The following is a 7,020-nucleotide window of genomic DNA, read 5'->3' as shown; positions in this document are numbered from 1 at the left end:
GCGCGCACACCCTGGGGCGACGTGGCGAGGTCGTGGCCGGCGACCTGGGCCTGACCGCCGTCGGCGGAGATGAGCGTGGAGAGGATCTTGACGACCGTGGTCTTGCCGGCGCCGTTCGGGCCGAGCAACGCGAACACGGAACCTGCCGGGATGTGCAGGTCGATGCCGTCGAGGACGTGCTTGTCCCCGTAGGACTTGCGCAGGCCGACGGCGGACACCGCGGCGGGGGACGGGGCGCCCCTCCCGCTGCTGGGCGTGGGCATGACAGAAACGGGCATGGGACCCTCCGGTCCGAAGGTGAAGTGACGAGGCGATGGCGAGCTCGGGTGCGGTGGCCGGCGCCGGGCCTGGCCTGGGGTGCCGGTGGCCCGGTGCCGCTCACGGGCGGGGTGGCGCGAAGGGGGACGACTCCGAGGGGCCGTCGGTGCTCAGCGGGCGCGGCGGACGTCGATGTTCCCGTACCGGGTGCGTGCGCGGATCTTGACCGTCTCCGCCGCGTCCTCCGGCGAGTCCGAGGCGGTCAGCGAGTTCCGGACCTGGCCGGAGGTGGAGGTGACGTCCAGCCAGGCGGCCGTGCCCTCGCGGACACCGACCTCGATCGCGCCGTAGGAGGTCTCGAGCTGTACGGAGCCCCGGACCACCTCACCGATGCGCAGGGTGCCGTGTGCGGTGGTCGCGGTGACCGAGTCCTCGGAGCGGCGGACGTCGATGTCACCGTTGGCGCCGCTCACCCGCAGCTCGCCGGTCGCCACCTCCACGGTGGTGCTGCCGTGCGAGTTCTTGAGGACGGCGGCCCCGTCGAGGACGCCGGCGCGCAGGCTTCCGGAGCTGGTGGTGATCTCCGCGGTGCCGTCGACCCGGTCCACGGTGATGGACCCGTGCGAGGCGGTCAGCTTCAGCGGACCGGTGGCGTCCATGCGGACGTCGCCCGCCGAGGTCTTGACGCGCACCTCGCCGAGCCGGCCCTCGCCGAGCACCTGGGTCCACGAGCCGGTCGCGTCGACGTGCGATCCCGTGGGCAGTTCGACCGTCACGTCCACCACGCCGGTGCGGCCGAACAGCCCGGACTTGGGCGTCCGCACCGTCAGCGTGCCGCCGGTGAAGCGGACCTCGGTCTGGTCGGCGGCCCGCACGTCCAGGTCCCGCTTCGGGTCCCGGGGCTGGACCTCGACGACCGTGTCGGAGCGGTCCGTCGCGGTGAGTTGGAGTGAACCGGCCTCCACGGTCGCCGTGACCGAGATGGGCGCGGGAGTGTCGAAAGAAGGCATGGCTGTCCCGTCCTCTTGGCTCTGAAGGGTGTCCCCGCCGTGGGGAACGTGATGGATGGGTTCGGATGTGATGCGCCGTGCGGGTCGATGCGGGGCGGTCAGCGCACCCAGCCGGTGAAGCTCTGGCCGACGGTCCTGGTCCGCTCCGTTGTGCGCGGCCGGGCGCCGCCCTCGACCGCGGCGGACACGGCGCGCACCAGCCAGGCGTTGACCGACAGGCCCTCCTGGTTCGCGGCCTCCTCGGCGCGCGCCTTCAGATGGGCCGGCAGCCGCAGATTGACGCGGGCGGTGCCCCCCTCGTCCCCCTCGGCGGTCACCGGGGCCCTGAGGGGCTCCGGGGCCGGAGCCGGGGTCGGCTGGGCGGGATCGCCGCCGTCGGAGGGCGGTGGGGTCACCACGAAGTCGGGATCCAGCCCTCGCAGCCGCACGTCGACCGAACCCGGCGCGAGGTCACGGGTGATCTCGCTCATTGCTGCGGAGAGCACGTTGAGCATGACCAGGCGGGTCGCCGACTCCAGCGGAGCGGTGAGCCGGTCGGCCAGCTCCCGGGCTTCCTCGCCGCCGGCCTCGGCGGCCACCGCGAGTTCGCGGCGAAGGGTATCGACATACGGGGTGAGGTCCATGACGCCATGATGGCATCACTTTGGCGTCACGCGCAAGCGTCTTGTTGAGTGCGCATGAGAGGGGCTTGAGTGTGGCCAGCTGACCTGCACTTTCCGGTGCTTTCCGTAGCGCTTCGGTGTGGTGCCAGATGGTGCCAGGTGGCGTCTCGTGGTGCCATAAGGACCGAGGGCGGGCCGACCTGGCCGACGCGCAGCGGCGGCACTGGCAGGGCACCTACACAGCCCACCCCGGCATGTACGGCGACCGGCCCTCCGACCCCGCCGTCCACGCGGCGCGGATGTTCCGGGCGGCAGGCGCCGAGGACGTGCTGGAACTCGGGGCCGGACACGGCCGCGACGCCCTGTACTTCGCACGCGAAGGGTTCACGGTCCGGGCCGCCGACTTCTCCGCCACGGGGCTCGGGCAGTTGCGGGAGGCGGCCCGGGAGCAGGGCGTCGACCGCGGTGTCACCACCCTCGTGCACGACGTGCGTGAACCGCTCCCGCTGCCGGACGCCTCCGTGGACGCGGTCTTCGCCCACATGCTGCTGTGCATGGCGCTGACGACCGCGGAGATCCACGCCGTGGTGGCCGAGGTCCGCCGCGTCCTGCGACCCGGCGGCCTCCTCGTCTACACCGTGCGCCACACCGGCGACGCGCATCACGGCACCGGCACCGCCCACGGCGACGACATCTTCGAGCACGGCGGCTTCGCCGTCCACTTCTTCCCCCGCGACCTGGTCGACGCCCTCGCCGAAGGATGGACCCTGCGGGAGGTCCACCCCTTCGAGGAGGGTGATCTGCCCCGCCGCCTCTGGCGCGTCACCCAGGTCCTGGACCGCGCCTAGGAGCCGCTGCGCCCCTGGCAGGACGCCGGGACCCCGGCTCATGGTGGCGGGTCAGGCCTTCTCGACGGGCTGGAGCGACCTGGTCAGCGCGTCCAGTTCGTCGAGACGCTCGGACGCCGCGAGCCGGGAAGCGGTCGCGACGAGCAGGAGCTCGGTCACCGCGATCTCGTGCGTGAGGGGTGCGATGGGGCCTGCGGCCTCACGGGGGAGGGGGACCAGGATCTGCGCCTCGCCGGCCAGCGGGGATCCCCAGGCGTCGGTGACCAGCAGGAGCCGCGCCCCACGGCCGAGGGCGGCCCGCACGAAGGCGGCGGTCTCCGCCGAGTAGCGCCGGAAGTCGTAGGCCACCACGAGGTCGGCCGGGGTCACCTCCAGCAACGAGCGGGCCCGCTCCGCCGCCGGACCCGTGACGAAGCGGACCGCGGGCCGCAGCGCGCCCAGCTGCCGCGTCAGGTAGTCCGCCGCGAGCTCGCTCAACGGGCCGCCCAGCGTCCACACGGTCCTCGCCGAGGCGAGCGCGTCGGCCGCCGCGTCCAGCAGCGGCGCGTTCACGGCGGTGATCGTCTCCGCCAGGCCGTTGTGGAGGTCGGCCGCCGCGCTCCGGGGATCGGCGCCCTCGGCGGCGAAGGTGCGCAACCGTGACCTGTCCTCCTGTGCCGCCGTGCGCACGGCGGCCTGGAACTGGGCGAAACCCGGGTAGCCGAGACGGTCGACCAGGCGCGACGCGGTGGGAGCGCTCACCCCGGCCCGCTCGGCCAGCGAGCGGAGCGAGCCCAGCGCCGCGAACGGATAGTCGTCCAGCAGCAGCCGGGCCACGGCGCGCTCACCGGGGGCGAGCCGCGGATAGATCTCTTCGAGCTGCGACACCACAGGTTCCATGCTGTCGAACGTTACATCAAGATACGCATCGCGGAGTTCGGTGAAACATGTGTTACGTTCGCCGCATGACTCCCTGGCAAGGACTGATCGACAGCCGTTACCGGCGCCTGCTCCCGGTCACCGACCGCACCCCGGCCGTCTCGCTCCACGAGGGCAACACGCCGTTGCTGCGTTCCCGGCACCTGTCGGAGCTGACGGGCTGCGACGTCCACCTCAAGAACGAGGGCGCGAATCCCACCGGTTCCTTCAAGGACCGGGGGATGACGGTGGCCCTCAGCAAGGCCGCCGAGGGCGGCGCCGAAGCGGTCATCTGCGCCTCGACGGGCAACACCAGCGCCTCGGCGGCCGCCTACGCCGCACGGGCCGGCATCACCTCCGTGGTCCTGGTGCCCCAGGGCCGCGTGGCGCTCGGCAAGCTCGGCCAGGCCGTCCGTCACGGAGCCCGCATCGTCGAGGTGGACGGCGGCTTCGACGACTGCCTGCGCATCGCGCGCGAGCTCGCCGACCGGCACCCGGTCGCCCTCGTCAACAGCGTCGGCAACGAACTGCGCCTGTCCGGCCAGCGCACCGTCGCCTACGAGATCGTCGACGCGCTGGGTGAGGCCCCCGACATCCACTGCCTGCCGGTGGGCAACGGCGGGAACATCACCGCCACCTGGCAGGGCTACCGGGCCTACCGGGAGGAAGGGGCCGCCACCCGCCTGCCGCGTATGTGGGGCTTCCAGGCGGCCGGTGCGGCGCCCCTCGTGCACGGGGAGCCCGTCGCCCGGCCGGAGACGGCGGCGAGCGCCATCCGTGTCGGCCGCCCGGCGACCTGGCAGGGCGCCGTCGCCGCCCGTGACGCATCCGGCGGGATCTTCGCGGCCGTCACCGACGAGCAGATCTTCGAGGCCTACCGGCTGCTGGCCCGCCATGACGGCGTGTTCGTGGAGCCCGCCTCGGCCGCGGGCGTGGCCGGCCTCCTCGACCAGCACCGCCGCGGGCTGCTCGACCCCGGACAGACGGTCGTCGTCACCCTCACCGGCAACGGTCTCAAGGACCAGGACGCGTCCCTTCGGGACGGCTACGACTCGACCGTGACCGGTTCCTCCACCGCCGAGGTCGCCGACGCGCTGCGGCTCACCGCCTGAGGGTCGGCCGCGGGGCGAGGCCGGTGCGACCGTGCCGCGTCGGGCCGCACCGCCTCGCCCGAGTTGCGGGGGGCGGCCGATACGAGATGGTGAGAGGGGGCAGCCGCACGAAGGGAGCGTGCTGTGGCAGACGGTTCCGTCGACGATGCCGCCGTACTGAACGCCCTGTTCGCCAACTCGCCCCAGGGCCTGTTCGTCCTCGACGCCGAGCGCCGGGTGAGCCGCTACAACACGTCCGGGCGCGGGGTGCGGGGACTGGCTCCCGAGGACGTCATCGGGCACAGCGTCGAGGAGTTCGCCCCCGGCTTCGACCTCGAGATCCTCGACGCCCTGATCGACGAGGTACGGTCGAGCGGCGAGCCCCTGCGCGGCAGGCTGGTGAAGGGCCACGCCCCGTCGGACCCCCGGCGGACGGTCACGGTCCAGCTCTCCGTGTTCCCTCTGGAAAGTGCGGACGAGGGTCCGGCACCCCTGTTGTGCGTGGTGGAGGACGTGACCGAGGCGCAGGCCGCCGCCGACCGGCTGGCGGTGCTCGCGTCGGTGCACGCGACCGTCGGCACCACCCTGGACACGCGGTCCACCGCCGGGGAACTGGTGCGGGCCCTGGTGCCCGCCTTCGCGGACGCGGCCGCCGTCGACCTGCTGGAGGACTCGGACGTGGCCGCCCAGTCGACGGGCACCTCCCCGACGGGCGCCCCGGTGCGCCGGGTGGCCTTCGCCCCGTCGTCCGCCGAGCGGATCTGGCGGGACCAGGAAAGCCGCACGTTCCCCTTCGCCACCCCCTATGCGCAGGCCCTCAACGACCGGGAGGCCCGGCTGCTGACGGTCGCGCCGGAGACGCCGTGGCTGTCCGTCGCCCCCGAGGAGTTCGCCCTGCTGGTCCGGGCGGGCGTGCACTCGATGATCGTCGCGCCGCTCACCGTCCGTGAGACCGTCCTCGGGCTGCTGACGCTCTACCGCCACCGGTCCGACCCGTTCTCGGAGGCCGACCTGGGCGTCGCCGTGCAGGCGGCCTCCGCCGCGTCGGCCCACCTGGACAACGCGCGCAGCTACCACCGTGAGCACACGGTGGCCACGACCCTGCACCGGTGGCTCCAGCCGACCGCGGTCCCCGACCTCTCGGCGGTGGAGACCGCCAACGTGTACCTGCCCGAGACGGCCGGCGGCGACTGGTTCGACGTCATCCCCCTCTCCGGCACACGGGTGGGTCTGGTCGTCGGCGACGTCGTCGGGCGTGGCATCGAGGCGGCCGCGACCATGGGACAGCTGCGGACGGCCCTGCGCGCGCTCGCCCTGCAGGACCTGGAGACGGACGAGATGCTGAGCCACCTGTACGAGGTGGCCGCCCAGCTGGCGGGGGACGCGGCGCCGGCCGGGAACCACCACCTCGCCACCTGCGCCCTGACCGTCTACGACCCCCTCTCCCGGCAGTGCTCGATGGTCCGCGCGGGACACCCCGCGCCCCTCCTCGTCGACCCGCACGGCTTCCGGCTCGACGTGGACGTCCCCGAGGGTCCACCGCTGGGGCCGGGTGGCGGACACGCCTTCGCCCCCGTCGAGATCGAGGTGGAGCCGGGCACCGTGCTCGCCCACTACACCAACGGCCTGCTCGACGCCGGGGGTCCCGACCGCGAGGCCGCCGCGCGCCGCCTCACCGACGTCCTCGCGTCCTCCAGCGGGCCGCTGCGGGAACTGTGCGACACCGCCGTCTACCGCATGGCCCCGTCCTACGACGACGACGCCGTGCTGCTGCTCGCGCGCACCCGCGCCATGCCCCGCGACCGGATCGCGGACTGGACGCTGCCCGCCGACGCCTCCGTGGTCGGCACGGCACGCCGCCTGGTGGACCGCCAGCTCGCCGCCTGGCACCTGGACGACTACGCCTTCGCCACCGCCCTGATGGTCAGCGAACTGTTCACCAACGCCATCCGCTACGGCAACGAACCCGTGCGCCTGCGGCTCATCCGCGACCAGAACCGGCTGCTGAGCGAGGTCACCGACGCCAACAGCGCCAGCCCTCACATGCGCCGCGCGCGGGAGAGCGACGAGGGCGGCCGGGGTCTCTTCATCGTCATGCGGCTCAGCAGCCGCTGGGGCGTCCGGCACAGCCGCCAGGACAAGACCATCTGGTGCGAACAACGCCTGGACGGCCCGCCCCCGGACCTGACGGTCTCGGAGACGGTGTTCGACCTGGACGACGTGCCGGAACTGTGACGGGACCCGCTCCCGCCCGGCGGCGGCTCACAGCGCGGCGTCACCCGGTGAGCAGACCCGGGTCGTCGGGGCCAGGGGC

Annotated in this window: 7 protein-coding genes; 3 read left to right on the top strand and 4 right to left on the bottom strand. The window is 73.4% G+C overall.

What is annotated here, in order from left to right:
• From ACOV8S_RS23335 to ACOV8S_RS23325, 3 genes are all read right to left on the bottom strand, one after another.
• Positions 1-278 (bottom strand): ATP-binding cassette domain-containing protein (locus ACOV8S_RS23335; protein WP_448320009.1); only part of this gene is annotated, 278 nt, incomplete at its 3' end.
• A gap of 150 nt (positions 279-428) precedes the next feature.
• Complete coding sequence (locus ACOV8S_RS23330; RefSeq protein WP_448320008.1) at positions 429-1,268, bottom strand: DUF4097 family beta strand repeat-containing protein; 840 nt, start codon at positions 1,266-1,268, stop codon at positions 429-431.
• 98 nt (positions 1,269-1,366) lie between these two features.
• Positions 1,367-1,891, bottom strand: coding sequence for a toxin-antitoxin system HicB family antitoxin (locus tag ACOV8S_RS23325; RefSeq protein WP_448320006.1), 525 nt, complete (start codon positions 1,889-1,891; stop codon positions 1,367-1,369).
• 128 nt (positions 1,892-2,019) lie between these two features.
• Between ACOV8S_RS23325 and ACOV8S_RS23320 the strand changes: the two genes are divergently transcribed.
• Positions 2,020-2,718: a class I SAM-dependent methyltransferase gene (locus tag ACOV8S_RS23320; protein ID WP_448320005.1), complete on the top strand. Its 699-nt coding sequence runs from the start codon at positions 2,020-2,022 to the stop codon at positions 2,716-2,718.
• Positions 2,719-2,769: 51 nt separating this feature from the next.
• Here ACOV8S_RS23320 and ACOV8S_RS23315 read toward each other — a convergent pair whose 3' ends face one another.
• Entirely contained in the window at positions 2,770-3,597 is an 828-nt protein-coding gene (locus ACOV8S_RS23315) for a MurR/RpiR family transcriptional regulator (protein ID WP_448320004.1), read from the bottom strand.
• Positions 3,598-3,662: 65 nt separating this feature from the next.
• On the opposite strand from ACOV8S_RS23315, the gene thrC reads away from it, so the two are divergent.
• On the top strand, positions 3,663-4,727 hold the full coding sequence (gene thrC, locus ACOV8S_RS23310) for a threonine synthase (protein WP_448320003.1): 1,065 nt from the start codon (positions 3,663-3,665) through the stop codon (positions 4,725-4,727).
• 123 nt (positions 4,728-4,850) lie between these two features.
• Entirely contained in the window at positions 4,851-6,941 is a 2,091-nt protein-coding gene (locus ACOV8S_RS23305) for a SpoIIE family protein phosphatase (RefSeq protein ID WP_448320001.1), read from the top strand.
• Positions 6,942-7,020: the final 79 nt, after the last annotated feature.

The organism is Streptomyces sp. CO7, from assembly GCF_053474865.1.
This window is presented reverse-complemented; position numbering and strand designations above follow the sequence as displayed.